We start from the raw sequence: 18,819 nt of genomic DNA on the forward strand, positions 1-18,819 counted from the left end.
GCAGGGCGATGCGCGAAGGCATCCGCCGGCTGCACGGTATTGCGAAATACGCTGTTACGCGTCGGTGCCGGTTGCCGGTGGTGTTTCAGTCGGCGGCGGCGGTTCTTCCGACGGTGGCGGCTCTTCCGAGGGCGGCGGCTCTTCCGAGGGCGGCGGCTCTTCCGAGGGCGGCGGTTCTTCGGAAGGCGGTGGCTCTTCCGAAGGCAGCGGTTCTTCCGAGGGCGGCGGCTCTTCCGAAGGCGGTGGCTCTTCCGAGGGCGGCGGCTCTTCCGAAGGTGGTGGCTCTTCCGAAGGTGGTGGCTCTTCCGAAGGTGGTGGCTCTTCCGAAGGTGGTGGCTCTTCCGAAGGCGTTGGCTCTTCCGAAGGCGGCGGCTCTTCCGAAGGTGGTGGCTCTTCCGAGGGCGGCGGCTCTTCGGAAGGCGGTGGCTCTTCCGAAGGTGGTGGCTCTTCCGAAGGTGACGGCTCTTCCGAAGGTGACGGCTCTTCCGACGGCGGCGGCTCTTCCGAAGGCGGCGGTTCTTCTGAAGGCGGCGGCTCTTCCGAAGGCGGCGGTTCTTCCGAAGGCGGTGGCTCTTCCGAAGGCGGCGGTTCTTCCGAAGGCGGTGGCTCTTCCGACGGCGGCGGCTCCTCCGAAGGCGGCGGTTCTTCCGAAGGCGGTGGGTCTTCCGTCGGAAGCGGATCCATCGTCGGAAGTGGTTCCTCCGAAGGCGGCGGCGGAATAATTGGAACGTCCAGCGCATCAAGCACCACTACAGGAACCGGCACCGTCACTGCGCTGCCGCATTCCATGTCACCGGGGTTGAGGTCCAGCGGCGTGCCTTGCACCACGACACGGGTGTCGCCCTGGATGCGGATCGACTTGCCGATGAGCTTGATCTCGCCATCCATGTTCATCGTCAGAGACGACTTGCCGCACACGATAGACAGCACCCCTCCAGCCGACAGCGAATAGGCCCCCCCCACCGCGTGCGTGGACGCGCCACCGACCGTGACCGTACGTGCCCCGCCCACCGTCAGAGTGGAGGCACCCCCAACCGCAGTCTCCTCGAGCCCGCCGATCGAAACGAACTGTCCCAGATCGACGGAATGGAAGGCAACATTCTTCACCCTCATCGAATACTTGCCGCCAACGACCGTGCTCGAAGTCGCCCCAACGGTCATGCTGTGCGCCGCGGCCACGCCGATCGTGTAGTCGGCACCGACCACGTGCGATTCGTTGAGCTTCGTCAGGCGGTTCATGTCCCGCTCGGCTTGCACCGTGAATTCCTCGGCACCCGCCTTATCCTCGAAGCGAATGCTGTTGTAGTTCTGCAAGCCCCCTTCCATCGACCGGCTCATGAAACCGCTTTGCGTCGCGTTGCCAGGCAACTCATAGGGCGGACGCGTCACCGTGTTGTACAGGCTCCCGGTGATCAGCGGGCGATCCGGGTCGCCGTTCCAGAAATCGACGATGACTTCCTGGCCGATGCGCGGAATGTAGATGCCACCGAAACCCTGACCGGCCCAAGCCTGGCTCACACGGACCCAGCAGGAGTCGGTTTCGACGTTGCGGCCGTAGCGGTCCCAGACGAAGCGAACCTTCACGCGGCCGAATTCGTCGGTCCACAATTCCTTGCCCTCGGGACCTACGACGACCGCCGACTGAGGCCCGCTGACGATCGGTTTCGACGTCTCGCGCGGCAGTCTGAACACTTCGCTTGTCGGCTGCACGTCGAACTTGTTGCTGCAGGTGTACTCGTAACCGCTACCCGATTCATCCGGCGTACCGGTCAGGGCGAGCCTCGTACCGATCACCAGGTACTCGCAGTTCGCGGCCGTATGATCGTAGTGGCTCAACACGAACGTCTGCCCGCACGCCAGTCCGCGCACGTTACCTTCGCCTTGCGCTCGCGTGCCCGGCGCCCGCAGCGCTTCCATGCGCGTACGCGCGAGCAGTTCCCCGTGGCTGCCGTCGGTGTAGTCGCCCGGCCAGTCGTAGCGCTCGAGCAGGTTCCAGCTGGTGTCGCGGGGCTGCTGATTGATCGCTCGCATGTCGGCCCGCGAACGTGTGAAGTCGAAGTCGCTCGTCACATAGTGACCGGTGCACAAAACTTCCGCCGTCGAAAACGCGCTGATGTATTCGGTGTCGGTCTTGCCGTTCTGCGGTTGGAACGCGAGCGTCCGGTATGCGGAGTTCGGCGACTGACGGTGCGCGCCAATGTGATCGCACAGCACGAGCCGGTGCTTGCCGTCGGCATGCTCGAAAAACCAGTAGATGCCCCACTCCTCCATCAGGCGTTGAATGAAGTGGTAGTCGGTCTCGCCGTACTGGACCTGGAACGCGCGCGGCTCGTTGGTCGGGCTCTCGCCTTCGAGCGCATAGCGGCTCACCTCGAGGCGCTTTTCGACCGGATACGGATAGTCCTTCAGAACCTCGTCGATGATCTCGATGACCGTCTTGTTCTGGAAAATCTTGTAGTCGGTCGTCAGGGTGGCCAGCCACAGCCAGGGCTTCAACACGACACGATAGACGTTGTAGCGGCCTTCCCGACGCAGGTATTGCGCGGCGGCGACGAGTCCGGTGATTTCACGCTGAGCCGCCTCGGCATCGGCGCTCGGCTCGAGGTCGATCGCGACGGTCATTTCCTTGCCTAGCAGCGCCTTCAGGTCGAGGTTGGCACTGACGGCAAGCGGCACCGTGTAGTCGTCGGGCGTGCGCAACAGCAGTTCGTATTCGAACAGCTTGCCGAGATGCTCGTCACCGTTCAGTGACATGAACTTCAGCGCCGGCTGCGTCAGTCCGTCCGCGCCCTGAGCCGGCCACCCCGGTATCGCCGCGCTGAATACGGTTACTGCGCGGCTTTGCACACTTATCGCGTTCAAGGGATTACTTGACATGCACTCCTCTAAGGTCTCTTTATCGAAAAGGCGCTACAGCTAGTTGGACGATGCACTGCCTGACGACGCGTCCGTTCGCCTTGCCGGCGTGCTTCCACTGCCGGGGCAACGAAAATCCCGCAGCAACGCGGTGAGTTGCGGTCCCGACTGCCCGCCCGACGTCAGTTCGATAACCGCGTGCCGGTCGTCAAAATTGAAGTCCACTGCCGAGCGGCTCGACGACAACGTCGACGTCACACGGCCCCGGTCGATCAGACGGAACAGCGCCCACGGACCCTCGGTCATCACGGTCGACGTGTCCGGACGCACGCGCGGATTCGCGGTGAGGCCGGCCATCGAGCCGCCGCGCGGCCCCGGCCATGTGATCGGGAATGACGTGACCGGACCGTGCGCATAGCGCAGGCTTTGCCCGTCGACGTCGACGAGCAGATCGGTAATCTCGGGGTCCAGCGACACGACCTTGAGACCCGCGTTCCACGACATCCGGGTCGCGCCGGGATCGCGGAAAAACGTCTGGCGGATCGCCGCGGCGCGTTCGAACGGTTCGAGACTCGGTCCCTGCATGGGCGGCATGCCGGGACTCACCGGCTTATAACGCCACGGCCGTATGCTCGTATCGACACGGCTGGCAAGCGTCTTATGGAAGAAGTCGTCGAGCAGGCCGCCTGCCGCGAATACGCGGTTGAAATCGTCGATGTCGACTTCCTGGACGCTCGCGACGAACGGATATTTGCCTTCGACTGCACGGCGGCATTGCGCGCCAACGCTCGATTCGACCTGCATCGTCAGCAGCGAGCCGACGTTGCGGTCCACCTTACGCAACGACTGCGACGCGAGACCCACGAGCACGGCGCGAAACGGCGGCGGCAGCTTCTGCGCCTCGAGCTGCATCGGGGCGCCGAGGTCGTCCGTGGGCGGCATGCTGTTGGTAGCGAGCACGTCGCCGGCCGTCATCAGACGCGTGTACTGCTCGTTGATCAGCCCGATGACGCCGCCCAGCTGCAGCACGCCGCTGCCGCCAGGGAGCGCGCTCCCGCTATCGGCCTGGCCGGTCACGACTTCGCGCAGCGCGGCAAAGCGTCGGTCGACCAGTTCACGTTCCATCTTCTGCTGCGCCAGTTGCCCGATGGTGGCGGTTGCGGCCACGGCGCTCGCGGCGCGCGCCCCCTGCGAGCGACGCATGATCACGTTGATGGCGCTCCCGGCGGCCGACGGCTCGTCCGCGCCGTCAGCGACCGACAGCGACGTCTCGCGCGCGGCGGTTCGCGCGAGTCTCGCCAGTGGCGAATCCGGCGCAGCCAGCGTACGCAGGGTCTGCAGATCGGGCGCCAGCGTGCCTTCGCCGCCGGACACCGGTCTTACGTCGTCGAGAAACTGGCTCCAGTAGTTGCCATAGTCGGTCAAGTACTGGCGACGGATATCGTCGGCGAGCCTATCTTTGCGCAGTGCGCGCCGCCACCCTGTCGACGCCTCGGCCTCGCCCATCACCCACGCGTCCTGTTTGCGCGCCTGCTCGAGAAATTCCGGCAGGCGCTTGTTGAATACCGCGTGATAGCCATCGTAGGTATAGAGACCGGGTATGCCTCGCGCGAGCGTCGAGCCGTTGGCCAGCATGAACACGGTAGTGGCCTGCGGACCCGCGGCGCTCAGCAGCGTGACGTTCTCGGGCGCCTCCGGCGCCATGGTGTTCGTCGCGCGTTCGTAGAGACGTCCGGACGCCGGATTGCGGCCGAGGAACTCGCGCGCGCGACGCACCAGCTGCGCATTCACCGGTTTCGCCGGCACCGCGGGGACCCTTTCATCGATCAGGGCGTCGAGATGCCGCGCCATCACGCTGCGCTCGCCCAGCGGCGCGACGCTGTTGGCGTGTTCCCAATCGCCGAGCACCCAGGCCTTGATCGCTTTCGCGTCGTAGTGCGAGCGATCGAACAGCATCAGGTAGACCGTCAGCGTGCGATAAACGCCGTCCGCGTCCTGTGCGCCAATTTGCGTGTCGAGCACCGTTTCGAGCCGGCCGATGACTTGCGGCAGCAGCATCTGTTTCAGCAGATTGTCGTAGGTCTCGTTAGCGGCGGCGCTGATGGCGGGCGCCGTGTACAGCCCGTAGCGCCATGCGAGACCGGGGCTGTCGAGGTCGATGCCGTCGAACTGCGGCAGGTCACGCGACGCTGACAGTATCGACCCCGTCGCCCCGGGCTGCGGCGCCTTGCGCTGCGACAGGACCCGCGCGGCGAGCCCATCGGTCTTGCCGCCGATCGCCGCAAGATACTCGTGGTTATTGCCGAAGCTCACGACGAGAGCACCAATCAGCCACACCGCGATGATGATCGCGAGCAGATGCCCGACAACACGCAACGCGCGGAAACGGATTTCCCAGTACAGGTTCGGCCGCACCAGATGCGCTTCGGCCAGGATCACGTGCTTAAACAGATTGCGTAAGAAATAGCCGCGATAGGCGATAGGGATAGCGTCGCCGGACGACGTCGAGAGCGTTTTCGGCGCGGCGCCGAACGAACCCGCGAGCCCGCGACGCAGCCGCTGTAGCAGTGTGGTGCTGTCGGCGGACACGGCCTCGTGAGTTTGCGCCGCGCTCGTGAAATAGACGCCGCGCAGCGTGCTGTTCAACTGCGTGTCGTCGTATTTCGAATCGAGGAACACTAGCGCGAGCAATTCATCGAGTTCCGCGCACAGGCTGCGAAATTCGGACGGCAACGCATACAGCTTCTTGCGCAGATCGACCTCGTACACCTCCTGCAGCCTCGTGTTGATGCCGTCTTCGAGTCCCTGCTCCAGCTCACGCATCTCGGCTGCGCAGGTCAGACGCAATGTGTCGCGGCCGTGTTGTTCCGGCTCTTCCTGATAAGGCAGCGTAAAACCGAAGATTTGCGCGCGGCTTTCCGCCGTCAACGACTGGAAATACTCCCCGAAGCCGGGCAGCAAATCGAGCTTCGTGACGAGTACGTAGACGGGGAATCGAATCCCCAACTGCTGTCGCAACTCGCCGAGCCGCGCGCGCAACGACGCGGCTAGCGCCTTTCGTTCAGACGCTGGGCGCGTCAACAGCTCTTCGACCGAAACGGCCAGCAACGCACCGTTGATCGGCGCGCGCGGGCGCCGCTTGCGAAGCAGCCCGAGAAAGCCGCGCCATTCGGCCTCGTTCGCGCTCTTCAGGTCTTCCGGTTTGACGTCGACCTTCGCGGCGTCTTGCGACGCTGCGTCCTGAACCGCATAACGGCCCGCGGTATCGATCAGCACCGCCTCGTTCGCGAACCACCAGTCGCAATTATCCGTTTCGATGCGGCTTCTCAGCGACGCCGCGGCCATCTGCTCCGCCTCCGGGAAATCCAGACCCGAGTTCAGGATCAACGTCGTCTTGCCGGCACCCGGCGAGCCCACCACCATGTACCACGGAAGTTCGTACAGATAGCGCTGGCTTTCGAGCAGACGACGCAGCCCCGCCGGTCCGCCGCGCATGCGTTTGAGTTTGTCGATGGCCTTCGCGACGACCGCGTGAAGCGCGCGGATTTCCTCTCGTGCGACAGGGGTCGCGGCCGACTTCTTCGTGAACGGGTTCAGCACGCGCTGCAGCAGCACGTCGTCGCTGCGAACTGCCCGCCACAGGCGATACAGCCCATAGATCGCGTAGCAGGCGAGCAACACCGAGATCAGCAGCACGCGGGACCATGTGGTGCCGAGCGGATGCGTTTCGCCGAACGCGAGTATTGGTCCGAAATACCATAGCGCAACACACAGCAACGCGACGCCGATGACGCCCGGCGACCAGCCGAGCAGCCAGAACAACAGCAGCAGCAACAGCACGGCGATCGACAGCGCGCGCGAGAGCACGCTGTCTAGCGGCCGGTAGTCGCCAAATGCGATCAGAGGCCCCACGAACCAGACGGCCACAGCCGCCACGAGGATCGCGGCGAGCACCAGCGTCTGGCGGGTCAGCACAAGTTTCGATAAGCGGTTCAAATAAGACATCAAGGCTTTCCCGTTAATGCGCGACGAAGACTTCCACGCGCCGATTGCGGGAACGACCTTCCGCTGTACCGTTGTCCGCGACAGGTTGTGTATCGCCCTTGCCGACGGCCGCGATGCGATTAGCAGGCACGCCGTGCGCCTTCAATACGTCGGCGACGAACGCCGCACGCTTTTCCGATAACGCGCGGTTGTCGGGAAACTCCGCGGTATGAATCGGCTGATTGTCGGTGTGCCCGGTCACCGTGACATGGCCGCCGACCCGCGCGACCTCCTGTGCCACCCTGGTCAACACCGGGTCAAGTTCCGGGCGAATGCGGCTTTGCCCCGGAAGAAACACGTAGTCGCCACGGAACACGACCCGGCTGCTGCTGTCGTTCTCTTCGACCAGGACCTGGCCGCGAGCGATCTCATCCTTCAGCAGAACGGCCAGGCGCAAGCGCTCGTGAACGACCGGAGCCGCGACCTTGATCGGCGCTCCAATCGCGAGAATCTTCGCTTGCAGCGCATTGCTTTGCGCCAGAAGCCGATATTCGTACCAGGCGAACAGCGCGAACACGCATAGCGCGGCGACGCCCGCCGTCGCCCAGACCGGGACGCTTTTCAGCAGCCGCATCCTGCCCGGCGCCTCGCCGCGCCAATGCGGCGACAGTTCGAGCCGCAGCGTGTCGCGCGTGCCGCTGATGAGCGTCAGCATCCGCTGCCGGATCTGCTCCAGATGACGTGAACCGTCCGCGGCAACGCTGTAGCGTCCTTCGAATCCCAGGCTGAGAATGCGATACAGCACCTCGAGGACGTCGATGTACTCCTGGGGGTCCGTTGCCATGCGGCCGATCAGCAGGAAGAATTTCTCGCCACCGTCCACTTCTCCTTCGAACTTCAGCAACAAACCCCGCGCGGCCCAAATGCCACCGCTCCCCCAAAGCGTGCGGTTGGCGGCTTCGTCGAGCGCGGTGCACAGCGCGTAACGAACAGCCGCCACGTGTTTCCACGGCAAACCTGCTTTGTCGCAGACCTTCTGGAAGGCGGCGACCTCACGCACCAGCAGCGAGCGCAAGCTCGCGACCGCGGCCGACGAATCGAGCGAAGCCGGCATGTCCGCCAGCATGCGCAACAAAGGCTGCGCGGCTTCACGCAACGGATTGCGCGCGGTCTTCATGCGCTCGAGACGCGTCTGCACGTCTTCCGGCGGATCGAAGGCAGCCGCATCGACGACCGGTTCCTGATTGGAGACGGCCGCGGCTGCGGGACGCCCAGCGGGCAATGCAGACGGCTGGCTCTGGCCAGAAGCGGAGTTGTCGGGGTTCAGCAGAAAGTCGAACGCATCATCCCCGTATGCGCCGGTACTCATTTTTGACGCACGCCCCACAGTTCAAGCTTGAGTTCCGGGAAGTGTCCGGCGACATGCATGGCGAGCCCTCCGTGCCGTGCAATCTGTTCCCAGAACGGTCCGGTACGCGACAGTTCGAAATAGATAAAGCCCGAGTTGAACGGAATCTGACGCGGAGGAACCGGCAGCGCGGCTATCGTCAGACCCGGCAGGTGCGAACGGATCAATTCCGGCAAGCGCTGCGGATGGCTGATCTTCGTCTGGGCAAGAAACTGCTGCTGCAGCAATTCGGAAGGCATCTGCGCGCCCACCGCGAGCACGAGGCTCGAATAGCCAGCCAGTTCGTTCGGCAACATCGCGGCCGTACGGATGCCGTGCGCCTGCTCCGTAAGCGCAATGGGCTGCGCACCGCGAATCAACACCTGGTTCAGCAGATAGTGAACCTCCTCGACGAGCGGCCTGATACTGCCGTAGAGCTGCGCATGGTCATAGCCTGGAGCGGGCCGCGGACGGCGTGTTTGCGGACGCACGAACGTCGAAAGTTCGCCCGCAAAAAGGGCGAGCTCGCGATACAGGTGGACCGGCGCTGTCTCCTCGAGCTGGCAAATATGTTCGAGCAGCGGCTCATAGCGATTGAGCACCTGGAGCAGCAGATAGTCGGCCACTTCGGCCGCCGCGCCCGAACGGCCATCGGCACCTGACAGTCGAGCGGCGAGCGCGTCGGCGCGTAGTCGCGCGAGGCCGTGCAGTTGCATCGCCCATTCGCGCAGCAATGGATTCGCGCCGTAACCGGTCACGGGCGGAATGTGGTCGGTGCTGTGCAGCGACACGGCGCCGTCGGCGTGCAGTGCCTTCACGCGCGTCAGCGCAATACCGATCCAGGACTGTGTCAGCTCCTTCTCCGGCAACAGCCGCAGGCGCAGATTCGACAGTTGGACGGGCTTCGGACCTTGGCCGATTGCATTGCTGTCGCGCAGTTCCGTGTCGTACGCATGGTAGCGGGCCAGCGATCCGCTCTGCTCGGTGAAGGCGGTTTCCTCGGTATTCGGCAGGCGAAGCGGGATCGCCAGGTAAATCACCTGGTTCTGATGCTCCGGTCCGATCGTCAGTGGCGGCGGAGGCTGCGTCAGCCCCGGCACCTCGAACGGCGTGCCGTCCGGAAATACGCCGAGCCCGCTCTTGAACACCAGCTTGCCGAACGCCAGCGATTCCTGATCGATTTCATAACGGCTGAAGCCCCAGAAAAACGGGCTCAGCGGCGCACTGCGGCGATGCGCGAACGACTCGAAATACCGCTCCTGCTGCTGAAACAATTGCGGGCGCAGGAAAAGTCCCTCGCTCCAAACAACTTTGCTATACCAACTCATCGAAATTAGTCTGACTTTGAAATCGAAACAGTGCGCTGGTCAAGCTGGATCGTCAGCTTCTGTTCCTTGTCTGGAAGAGCCATCCTGTACCATGCGGCGTCGGGCGCGACTGGCAACCGGTACACCGCGCGCCAGACTGATTTCCCGAGATCCCGGTAGCCGGCCAGCACGCCAATTGCGGTAGTGGCGGGGTTCGACTTGCGGACGATCTCGCGGGTGTCGCCGGGACGCAGAATGAATTCGTCGACGATCAGCGCGTCGTCGCCAAGGATTTTTTTGTCGTCGCTTTGTAGCGTGAAAAAGTCGGCGGTTTGAAACGCCGCGGGTGACTTCAGTTCGTAGATCCGCACGAGGATCGGCGCCGCCGTTCCCCACTCGTTCGGATTGACGTTCTCGTTTGCCGCGACCTGAAGCCGGAGGGTCGTTCGCTCCTTGATAACAGGAGCCGGCGTGCTAGCGCAGCCGGAGAACCATGCGCTCACCCCGCTTAGAGCCAGCCAACCCCCGATGCGCAGCCATATCGCGAAGCGGGAAAAAAAGATCGAAACCATCTGACGGTATCAAGGAGATCTCGCACGTCGCCCTGAATAAACCAGGATGCCTGCATCCAGCCCGGCATCCTGGCTAACAGCCTTGACACGGTCCACCGGACAACAGAGTGGTGGTGCCAGGATTCAGGAATCTGTGCGACTTCAGGCTTTATTCTTCTTGATATCGAAGGTCGCCGTGATCGCACCGCCGCTGCCGCCTTGCGCGTTCTGCACTACATATTCCTGCTTCAGGCGAGCAAAGGACAGACTCACCGTTTCGCGCGGGCGTGATTCGCTGTCGCTGACGCCGGACGGATGCACCGAGGTAACCAGCACGTCGCTCATCGTGAATTTGATGTACTCGAGCGGATTGCCGCCGGCCTTGCGCACGACCAGCTTCGCTTCGTCGATGTGCTTACCGGTGAGGCAGTATTGCGTCAGGTTGGGCGTTGCACGATCGATGAAATGCTCGAACGTGAAGTCTTCGACCGTAGCCCGGCCGGCGCCACCGCCGGAACCAACGTGCATATTCGATTGCTGCGTAACGCCCCACTCCCAGCTCAGAACGTCGATTTCATCCTTGTGGTTAGCGTCTGCCGACTCACCATCAATCCCGTTAATCTTGAGAAAGATGTCTTGCGCCATAAAAGTACTCCTTGGTACACGTTAGTTTTGAGTTGCTCAATGAAAGCCAGGCATATTTAGTGAGCGCCTGTCCGTCGCTCAATCACCGCAATCACCGCATAAGCGGTAGACGCCGGATCAGGCGGCTTCCTTCACAAGCGGCAGCTTCGCGACGAGACGCAGAGAAACCGTCAGACCTTCGAGCTGGAAATGCGGACGCAGGAAGAATTTCGCCTGGTAATATCCAGGATTGCCCTCGACGTCCTCGACGACCACTTCGGCCGCCGCCAGCGGTCGACGCGCCTTGGTTTCCTGCGACGAATTGGCGGGATCGGCGTCGACATAGTTCATGACCCATTCGTTGAGCCACTGCTGCATTTCGTCGCGCTCCTTGAATGCGCCGATCTTGTCGCGCACGATGCACTTCAGGTAATGCGCAAAGCGCGAGCATGCGAACAGATACGGAAGACGCGCCGATAGATTCGCGTTCGCAGTCGCGTCCGGATCGTGGTACTCGACCGGTTTCTGCAACGATTGCGCGCCGATGAACGCCGCGCAATCAGTGTTCTTGCGATGGATCAGCGGTATGAAACCACTCTTGGACAATTCCGCTTCGCGGCGGTCGGAGATTGCGATTTCGGTCGGGCACTTCATGTCGATCCCGCCGTCATCCGTCGGGAACGTGTGACACGGCAGGTTTTCAACCACACCGCCGCTTTCCACGCCGCGAATCAGCGTGCACCAGCCGTAGTTTTTGAACGAACGGTTGATGTTCACCGCCATTGCGTAGGCTGCGTTGGACCATACATAGCGTTGATGATCCGCGCCGTCGGTCGCCTCTTCGAAATTGAATTCATCGACCGGATTCGTCTTGACGCCGTACGGCAGACGCGCAAGGAAACGCGGCATTGCAAGGCCGATGTAGCGCGCGTCTTCGGAACTACGCAACGCGTTCCAAGGCGCGTACTCGAGGTTTTGCGTAAAGATCTTCGTCAGGTCGCGGGGGTTCGCGAGTTCCTGCCACGAGTCCATCTGCAGTACGGACGGCGCCGCGCCGGTAATGAACGGCGCATGCGATGCTGCCGCCACCTTTGCAATCGAGCCCAGCAAGTCGACGTCGGCCGGTGTGTGATCGAAGTAGTAGTCAGCGACGAGACAGCCGTACGGCTCGCCACCCAACTGCCCGTACTCTTCCTCGTAGATTTGCTTGAAGAGCGGACTCTGGTCCCACGCAATCCCCTTATAGCGCTTCATCGTGCGGCGCAGGTCGTCCTTCGACACATCCATGAAGCGGATCTTCAGCTTCTCATCCGTTTCCGTGTTCGCGACCAGGTGGTGGAGTCCACGCCACGCGCTTTCAAGACCCTGAAAATCTTCATGGTGGAGAATCAGGTTGATCTGTTCGGATAATTTGCGGTCGATCTCCCCAATAATCGACTCTATGTTTTTGTACGCGTCGTCGGACACCGTTGCCGATGTAAGCAGCGCTTGCTGTGCGAGCGTTCGAACAGCTCCCTCGACAGCCTCGCGCGCGCGCTCCGTTTTGGGCTTGAATTCGCGCGACAGGAGTGTATTGAAATCGGACTGATTGGTCACGCTCGCCGTTGCCTTGGCGCGCGTATTCGCTTGGAGTTCGGCCATCATTTCCCCATTGTTTCAGGCTGTGCTTTCGTGCGGAAAGCAAAAATCATTCGTCGGTCACCGGCTCGCCGGTGGCTCCCGCCTCAGGTTTCGGCGCCTTGGCGAGCGCTTCGAGCAATGCAGGGTCTCTCAACACCTTGCTGACCAGGTTTTCCGCGCCACTCTTGCCATCCATATACGTTTGCAGATTGGCGAGTTGCGTACGCGCTTCCAGTAATTGCGCGAGCGCGTCAACCTTCTTCGCGACGGCTGCGGGAGAGAAATCGTCCATGCTTTCGAACGTGATATCGACCATCAGCTGACCTTCGTTCGTCAGCGTGTTGGGCACCGCGAACGCGACACGCGGTTTCATGGCCTTCATTCGCTCGTCGAAGTTCTCGATGTCGATATTGAAGAACTTGCGATCGCCGACGGCGGGCAACGGTTCGAGCGGCTTGCCCGACAGGTCGGCGAGGACGCCCATCACGAACGGGAGCTCGACTCTCTTATCCGAACCGTAAATCTCGACGTCGTATTCGATCTGGACGCGAGGAGCACGATTCCGTGCGATGAATTTTTGAGAACTGGTAGAAGCCGACATAGTGCTCTGAGGTTATCGCTCGAATAAAATAAGAAGCGGTGACACCGCTCCTTTTCACTTAGGAAATCTGCAATCCGGTGATGTTATGTCTCGAAGCAGCGTGACGATATGGGCGGATGCCCAAAATTCGGATTCGTTTTCGAGAACGAAGGACAGGTTTGATGTGCCACGATCGCAAGCAGCTGGAGGGATACCCGCGACGAGTACTTTTATTGGGTCCCTGAATCGGGAATAAGGGTAATTTCGACACGACGATTCATCTCGCGGCCCTGACTATTTTCATTGCTGGCAATCGGCCGCGTGTCGCCATATCCCTGGATGGCGAAACGTGTGATGGGCAACGAAGCAGTGTTGACGAACCAATCGCGGATGGCCTGTGCTCGTGCCTCGGACAGCTTCTGATTCGCGACGCTGGGACCCATGTTGTCGGTGTGACCCGCGATGAGAATCCGCTTGCCGGGATTCGCGCGAATCAGATCGAGAACGCCCTTGAGTTTCGGCTCCGCACCTGGCTTCAGCACCGTCTTGCCGCTGTCGAACAACAGGAAGTTGTCGATCGTCACAGCAAGCGGCGGCGAATGCGCGGCAATCGATGAAGAATGCGATGCGGCGGTCACGCGTTCAAGCGCGACTTGGAATTGCTTGCCCTGATACAGTCCCCAGCCGAGTCCGGTCGGCACACCGTTGCTCGCATAGCGAGCCAGATCGGCATGAGCTGCGGGTATATGCGTGTAGACCTCGAGGTCGTTGGCGACTCGCGCGACCAACCTGCTGTTCGACCATGCTGAGACCCCGATCGATACCATCAGGACGACGGCCGACGCAGCAACCGCGTGCAGCATTGCGGAGTACGGCCGGTCCCGCTCGCTCTTCGAGACCCGGAAGCTCTCGTCCCGCGCAATGGGCGTGAGTAAAGGTAGAGACAGCGGCTTCGGCTGCGCCTTCGGCGTCATCAGCGGCGGTCGCAGCGTGGTTTTACCGGTTAGCCATCGCGACCAAGCACCGGGACGCATCGGCGGGTGTCCGATATCGGCCAGCAGCAAGCTGCGCAGCGAGAACGGCGCGGTGTTCGCGAGCGATGAAAGTATCGATAACAGCGCCGCATCTTCTAGCCAGTCGAACACTGCGTGTCCCAGACCGATTCGCGACGCACGTTCCGGGTGTGCGACGGCGAGCCATGCCTGGTCTAGCTGTTGCCTGAGTGCTTGCACATGTTGCCGCGCAGTTGCGGTCGCGGGTGGCATTGCCGACAGACTAATTGCATCGCCGAACCAGACCGGTTCCGCTGGGTGGTCGCCATTCGCGCTGAGATACGCGTAGATCGCGAGATAGCAAGGTAATACGAACGCCCGGGGACCGGTGCTTGCGGCGATTTCATGCTTCCAGCGGGTAAATTCGCGGCGAATCACCGCGTCGTCACACTCAGCGTCGGGAACAACGGGCATCAACACAGCATCGGGCGCACGTCGATACGACTCCATCACCGTAGCGAACACGCTGGACAGCTCCCCGGGTGACGTGACATGGAGCCACACGGCATCACCGTTACGGCGCAGTATGGATGACTGGCCATCGCGTGCAAACAACGCACCGGCATGCGGCCCGACGACAAGAACGATCGCTAAGTCGCGCATGTTCCCGAGCTGAACGTGCTGGTCCTCTTGGGGCGGTTTCGATCGCCCGTAAGTTGGCAATACCGCGGTGCCCACCGCCGTCACCAGAACAAGGCTAAGCACGACGGGCCACGACGGTTGAAGAGCGAGCGGCAAACACAGCCATATCAGGTCGACAACGGCGACAGCAATCCAGATCAGCGCCGCCCGGTAGCTGTTAGCGGAAATCATTGCGTACTCTGCCGGGACGATGTTTCAGGTAGATCACGTATCGCAATGTCCAGGCTAACGTCCAGCGCCGCCCATAGCGACGCGACGGCAATCGCGCCAGCAATGAGCCCGCCGGCGGTCCTACGTGAAAGTGAGATGCGTGATATGTTCGCCGGCCAAAGCGAATTAGACGGTGACATGGCGGTCTCCGGTGCGTAGGGTGTGGACAACACCGCCGTATCACATCTACGCCAGTTCAACGCCGATTTCGCACGCTCCAGATATGCGTTTGCGTCTCCCCGTCCGCCGTCGAAGCCCAGCCCCAGCAACATGCTGTAGAACTCGAGTCCAGCGAGATCCCGGCCGCCGCCATTCACCACCGCTTCGATCCGGTCCCAAACCAATGCAGCGCCATCGCGCACGCGATGAAAACGCATCTGGAGCGAGTCACGCAACCATTCTTCGTGCTGGTTGGAAGCCAATGCATGCAACGTCAGTTCATCCAGCAGAACGCACTGTGCGAGGCTGACTTCCTGGATATCCGTTGGCGGAAAATTCCGATCCTGCATTTGCTGCTGCAGCGTCTCGACCAACGTGCTACAACGCGCGCGCCAAAAAGGAATAGCCGGCATCTGCGCGCCGTCCGACAGCAGTGCTGCATGCAACGCTGTCGCTCGCATCAGCGCGACTGTTGAATCAAACATCATATAAACGTATGCGCGCCGACACCCTCAGGGCATTTCGACGATATAGGTGACGAACGTACTCACAGTGCCAGCCGTGGCTCGCCCCGTTGCGTAGTAGCTGGCAATGAAATCCACCGGCGTCGGATCCGTGGACGCGATCGGAATGACTTTCATCGTGGATCGGTCGCCGACCTTGATCCGCGATCCGTCCGCATTCGCCAGCATGACCTGTACATTCTTTGCCGATGTCGTGCCGCTCGCGTTCTGTAATTCCAGATTTCCCGTATTGGGATCGGTCGACGAACCGCTCTCGAAATAGACGCGCGCATCCGTCACGCCGCTTGGGCATTGGATCGTAATGGTGAAGATCTTTGAGCCATCCGCCACTCCGGCCCTCGGCAGCGATTGCGTCGAAAGCCTCGGCAATGTGACTGTCATATCGGGCGAACTAACCAGCGAACACGTCGTCGCGTTGTAGGTGCCACTAAAATTGAGCGTGACCGAAGGCGAGCCTTGCGCTTGTACGCAAACTGATCCCAACAGCGCACCCGCGATCAACCCGGCGATGGGTCCGGCAATCCGAAAGTATCTGCAAATATTTTTCATTTTCTGACCTCCACTGTCGGCGGATTCCTCCGAGCCGCATTGCTGGAGCTGACCGGGCATCCGCCTTCGCCTTTCAGCGAAGCGAACTGACAAGCGCCGCGCCCGCTGGACGCCGCGCGACAGGCTTTGCCGGCGCGGACCATACAAGCGCTGGATCACAGCTCAGTTTGATGCGCGCAACGATCCCCGCGTGATGACTACCCTGCGCCTTGTCGTCGTCCGGCACCGTGTAGGGCATCACGCACTGCTCCGCTGCGCGGTTGCCCCAGCGCACCAGCAGCTTGCCTTCATGCTCGAGGCCGCGCAGATACGCGAGACCGCCCTGACCGACGATGCCCACCGATTTCTCGGATTCATTGAACAACTCGGCGCCCATCGGCATGGCTTTGCCTTCCCGATCCATGACCTCGGCGAAGATCGGCGTGCCCTGCGTGGTCGCAATCTTTACCTTCACCAGCGAGTTTGCGCGCGGCACGACTTCCTCACTCGTGTTGCCCAGTTCAACGTCGAGCGGCACGTCGCTCGGATCCAGCGCGACCGTGTTGACCCGGTATGGCGTCAACGAAGACACAACCGCATAGCCGTGGCCGTCGATTCGCGCGCCCTGGCCATTGATAATCCGGCCACCCTCTGCGCCTTTCGCTTCGACGAGCGCAAACGCCTGACCGAGTGGCGGGCTCAGCGTGACGCCGCCGCTGTGAATGACGACTGCGCCGTCGGCGTTGAACGCGGCTTGACGAGTCTGATTGCTGATCGACGCATTGAGGTTGTACGTACCGAACGGCGCGCGATACATTGCGTAACCGCCTGCGGAAACGGTTCGATTGTCGCCGGCGACGATCCTCGATGCGTTGACACCGTAGTTGATCGGCGTGGCTCCGGTCGTGTTGCCCGACGCAGTGGCCTGTATCGTGCGGTCCCCGTTCGAGCTGCGCGCAACGTTGGTGGTCAGATAGTCGAACATACGATGCTCGTTCGAGTCGACCTTACCGAGCGGAATCGTCAGGTTCAAGCCAACCTGCGTGCTGATCTTCGAGTTTTGCAGGCGCGTGCGTTGCGCATACAGCGAGTAGGACACCCGTTTGTACGCGCTGTTGAAGCCAACCTGATACTGCAGATCGTAGCCCTTCGACGCGCCCCAGTAATTCTGCGAACTGCCGGCGATATAAAAAGAACTCGACTCGCCGATTGGCTGGTTGATGTTCAGTTGCAGACGACTGCGCGTGCGGTAGTCATACTGACCCATGTCTCTCGAGCCATATCGCGCGTACATCGCGTCACGCAGGCTATAGAAGCGTGCGGTCGAGTAGCGGTAGGCCGCAACCGAGAAATTCGTGTTCGGCCCCGGAAGAAGCTTGCTGTAGCTGATGCGGGTACTGTAGCCGGGACGACCACCCGACGCGCCGGGAATATTCGTTCCCGCCGCGGTTATGTCAAACGCGAATGCGCCGAGCGGCGTGTTGAGCGCGACACCGACCAACCCAGCCCAGTAACCTTCCGCAAACTGTGCACCGGTATAGCCGGTCCACAGGTTTGTCAGGCCGCGCTGATAAACCGCCTGCGCGACCCACGGATGGCTATCCAGCACGGTATCGCGATAGACACCGGTCGTCAGATTGAAACGTGAAACACCTGGCCGCAACAACTGCGGGACTGACGCGAACGGAACCAGAAAAGTCCGCTGGCGGCCGTCGGATTCTGCAATAGTGACCTGAAGGTCGCCGCCATAACCGGTAGCCGGCAGGTCGCTCAGTTCGAACGGTCCCGGCGGCACGCTGGTCTCGGCCACGATGATGTTGTTCTGACGGACGATGATGCGTGCATTGGTATCGGCCACGCCACGCACTACCGGTGCGTAGGAGCGCATGGAATCCGGCAACATGCGGTCGTCGCTCGAAAGCTGGACGCCACGCACGTTGAACGAGTCGAAGACGTCACCGCTCGTCGAGCTGTCGCCGATCGTCAATTGACTCTTGAGCGCCGTGACATCGTGCTGCGCGAACAACGCGACACTTTGCCAATGCGCGTCGGGACTCCGGTTCTGCAAGCTTGCCGTGGCCCACTGCCGGATACGCCAGCCGTTCACGTTGAATCCGCTTTGCAGACCGAGGTAGGCACTGCTGAAGTCTCCCCTCCCATTGTTCTGGTGAGTCGTATAGCTGGCGAGACTGTATTGCACGAAGCCTGCGTTGATCCCGTTGTCCCAACGGGACGGATCGACATAACCGGCAGCCTCCTTGCGCAGTTCGATCTGTGGGATCGACAGATCGAGTTGCAGATCGGCGGTGTTCAACGATGCCAGCGATCCGGGTACGGCTTCCGCCAGCGGCACGCATTGCGATGACGCATCCGTATCGTCGACGTCGGCCTTTCCGGCTTCCTTTAGCCGTTGGATCACGCGTTCGGTATCTATGCCAGCCCGGTCCATGCTGGATATCGTGAAGCAGGGCCTGGCGATATCCGAATCCGGCACCGCCTGAAAAACGACATCGAAGCGTCCACGCTTCTTACCATTGACGAGCAGTTCGACCGGATAAACGCCCGGAGCAACAGGGTTACCTCGCGTATAGCGCGACAGGTCGGCGACGTTGCCCGTGAAGAACGCGGGATTGAACTCGACTTCTTGCGGAGCTTCCACAGACGGCGCATTCGATGTCGGCGCGTCAGAAGACGCATCTGTATGCGCATCTTCTCTGTTGGCACCGACTGCCTGCTCCGGCAGCTCGGACGCCGAGCAGTCACTGGGCGGCGTCGCCCCGCCCGAATCCGGCGCA

At 61.7% G+C, this 18,819-nt stretch carries 12 protein-coding genes; all 12 read right to left on the bottom strand.

The window, feature by feature from the left end; genetic code table 11:
* Positions 1–54: 54 nt before the first annotated feature.
* The 12 genes from AB3X89_RS07545 to AB3X89_RS07600 all read right to left on the bottom strand — a co-directional run bounded on the left by AB3X89_RS07545 (position 55) and on the right by AB3X89_RS07600 (position 18,683).
* Positions 55–2,877, bottom strand: coding sequence for a type VI secretion system Vgr family protein (locus AB3X89_RS07545; RefSeq protein WP_368582598.1), 2,823 nt, complete (start codon positions 2,875–2,877; stop codon positions 55–57).
* 39 nt (positions 2,878–2,916) lie between these two features.
* Complete coding sequence (gene tssM / locus AB3X89_RS07550; protein ID WP_368582599.1) at positions 2,917–6,861, bottom strand: type VI secretion system membrane subunit TssM; 3,945 nt, start codon at positions 6,859–6,861, stop codon at positions 2,917–2,919.
* A gap of 13 nt (positions 6,862–6,874) precedes the next feature.
* Positions 6,875–8,209, bottom strand: a complete 1,335-nt coding sequence (gene tssL / locus AB3X89_RS07555; protein WP_368582600.1) for a type VI secretion system protein TssL, long form — start codon at positions 8,207–8,209, stop codon at positions 6,875–6,877.
* Positions 8,206–9,555 carry a type VI secretion system baseplate subunit TssK gene (gene tssK / locus AB3X89_RS07560; protein ID WP_368582601.1) on the bottom strand — a complete coding sequence of 450 codons (1,350 nt, stop codon included), beginning with the start codon at positions 9,553–9,555 and terminating at the stop codon, positions 8,206–8,208. Before tssK ends, tssL begins: the two co-directional genes overlap by 4 nt.
* Before the next feature lie 5 nt (positions 9,556–9,560).
* The gene (gene tssJ, locus AB3X89_RS07565; protein ID WP_368582602.1) at positions 9,561–10,106 is read right to left on the bottom strand and encodes a type VI secretion system lipoprotein TssJ; all 546 of its coding nucleotides are present in this window, start codon (positions 10,104–10,106) and stop codon (positions 9,561–9,563) included.
* A gap of 141 nt (positions 10,107–10,247) precedes the next feature.
* The gene (locus AB3X89_RS07570) at positions 10,248–10,730 is read right to left on the bottom strand and encodes an Hcp family type VI secretion system effector (RefSeq protein WP_368582603.1); all 483 of its coding nucleotides are present in this window, start codon (positions 10,728–10,730) and stop codon (positions 10,248–10,250) included.
* A 117-nt stretch (positions 10,731–10,847) separates the two neighbouring features.
* Positions 10,848–12,350: a type VI secretion system contractile sheath large subunit gene (gene tssC / locus AB3X89_RS07575; RefSeq protein WP_368582604.1), complete on the bottom strand. Its 1,503-nt coding sequence runs from the start codon at positions 12,348–12,350 to the stop codon at positions 10,848–10,850.
* 46 nt (positions 12,351–12,396) lie between these two features.
* The gene (gene tssB, locus AB3X89_RS07580; RefSeq protein ID WP_368582605.1) at positions 12,397–12,930 is read right to left on the bottom strand and encodes a type VI secretion system contractile sheath small subunit; all 534 of its coding nucleotides are present in this window, start codon (positions 12,928–12,930) and stop codon (positions 12,397–12,399) included.
* A gap of 209 nt (positions 12,931–13,139) precedes the next feature.
* The gene (locus tag AB3X89_RS07585; protein WP_368582606.1) at positions 13,140–14,774 is read right to left on the bottom strand and encodes an OmpA family protein; all 1,635 of its coding nucleotides are present in this window, start codon (positions 14,772–14,774) and stop codon (positions 13,140–13,142) included.
* Entirely contained in the window at positions 14,771–15,460 is a 690-nt protein-coding gene (locus AB3X89_RS07590; RefSeq protein WP_368582607.1) for a DotU family type IV/VI secretion system protein, read from the bottom strand. The genes AB3X89_RS07585 and AB3X89_RS07590 overlap by 4 nt, the downstream gene beginning before the upstream one ends.
* Before the next feature lie 24 nt (positions 15,461–15,484).
* Positions 15,485–16,105, bottom strand: a complete 621-nt coding sequence (locus AB3X89_RS07595) for a fimbrial protein (RefSeq protein WP_368582608.1) — start codon at positions 16,103–16,105, stop codon at positions 15,485–15,487.
* A 13-nt stretch (positions 16,106–16,118) separates the two neighbouring features.
* Entirely contained in the window at positions 16,119–18,683 is a 2,565-nt protein-coding gene (locus tag AB3X89_RS07600; protein ID WP_368582609.1) for a fimbria/pilus outer membrane usher protein, read from the bottom strand.
* Positions 18,684–18,819 lie beyond the last annotated feature (136 nt).

It is taken from the genome of Paraburkholderia sp. BR14320 (assembly GCF_040948665.1).
In the GTDB taxonomy this organism is placed as follows: Bacteria; Pseudomonadota; Gammaproteobacteria; order Burkholderiales; family Burkholderiaceae; genus Paraburkholderia; species Paraburkholderia youngii.

Coding starts and splice junctions, on each gene's coding strand:
- AB3X89_RS07545 (WP_368582598.1), bottom strand. CDS start 2,877: ATGTCAAGTAATCCCTTGAACGCGATAAGTGTGCAAAGCCGCGCAGTA.
- tssM (WP_368582599.1), bottom strand. CDS start 6,861: ATGTCTTATTTGAACCGCTTATCGAAACTTGTGCTGACCCGCCAGACG.
- tssL (WP_368582600.1), bottom strand. CDS start 8,209: ATGAGTACCGGCGCATACGGGGATGATGCGTTCGACTTTCTGCTGAAC.
- tssK (WP_368582601.1), bottom strand. CDS start 9,555: ATGAGTTGGTATAGCAAAGTTGTTTGGAGCGAGGGACTTTTCCTGCGC.
- tssJ (WP_368582602.1), bottom strand. CDS start 10,106: ATGGTTTCGATCTTTTTTTCCCGCTTCGCGATATGGCTGCGCATCGGG.
- AB3X89_RS07570 (WP_368582603.1), bottom strand. CDS start 10,730: ATGGCGCAAGACATCTTTCTCAAGATTAACGGGATTGATGGTGAGTCG.
- tssC (WP_368582604.1), bottom strand. CDS start 12,350: ATGGCCGAACTCCAAGCGAATACGCGCGCCAAGGCAACGGCGAGCGTG.
- tssB (WP_368582605.1), bottom strand. CDS start 12,930: ATGTCGGCTTCTACCAGTTCTCAAAAATTCATCGCACGGAATCGTGCT.
- AB3X89_RS07585 (WP_368582606.1), bottom strand. CDS start 14,774: ATGATTTCCGCTAACAGCTACCGGGCGGCGCTGATCTGGATTGCTGTC.
- AB3X89_RS07590 (WP_368582607.1), bottom strand. CDS start 15,460: ATGATGTTTGATTCAACAGTCGCGCTGATGCGAGCGACAGCGTTGCAT.
- AB3X89_RS07595 (WP_368582608.1), bottom strand. CDS start 16,105: ATGCCCGGTCAGCTCCAGCAATGCGGCTCGGAGGAATCCGCCGACAGT.